We start from the raw sequence: 481 nt of genomic DNA, 5'->3' as shown, positions 1-481 counted from the left end.
AGCATCATAGCCAAATTTTACGGGTTTATTGATCCAGTCATTTCCTACTTGCTTTTGTTCAAGGATTCTGTCAAGAGGCGAATTTTCCAGCACTTTTTCGGCATAGATCTTTTCCGAACCATAAATTCCGGGTTGGGTGGCGTTGGTCAGAGGGCCAGGAACAATAGCCCCATTCTGAGTTCCAGATTGTGGAACAGGCAAAAAGTCTTTTACCTGCCTTCCGAATCCATCATATTCGATATGGGTAACCACATCTCTTCCTAGTGGTGAAGCTTTGATATTCACTACCTGTTTTGGTCTTCCCAACCCGTCAAAATACTGAACAGTTTCTGAGGTTTTGGGGGTTGAAAGGGCAGGGTCTGAAAGATATGTTTTTGAATAGACGTAATTTTCTGTAGTACTTGGGGTTGTCTGTGCATAGGCTAGTCCTGTCACAAACAAAGTACTGATTGGAATGATTATCTTTTTCATCGTGTGTTAG

1 protein-coding gene is annotated in these 481 nt (G+C 42.2%); it reads right to left on the bottom strand.

Annotation, left to right across the window (positions count from 1 at the left end; genetic code table 11):
• Nucleotides 1-471 (bottom strand): DUF6443 domain-containing protein (locus DRF60_RS20925; protein ID WP_238640276.1); only part of this gene is annotated, 471 nt, incomplete at its 3' end.
• Nucleotides 472-481 lie beyond the last annotated feature (10 nt).

The organism is Chryseobacterium elymi (assembly GCF_003385495.1).
In the GTDB taxonomy this organism is placed as follows: domain Bacteria; phylum Bacteroidota; class Bacteroidia; order Flavobacteriales; family Weeksellaceae; genus Chryseobacterium; species Chryseobacterium elymi.
The sequence above is the reverse complement of the archived record's forward strand: the minus strand, read 5'-3'. Positions and strand labels throughout refer to the sequence as shown.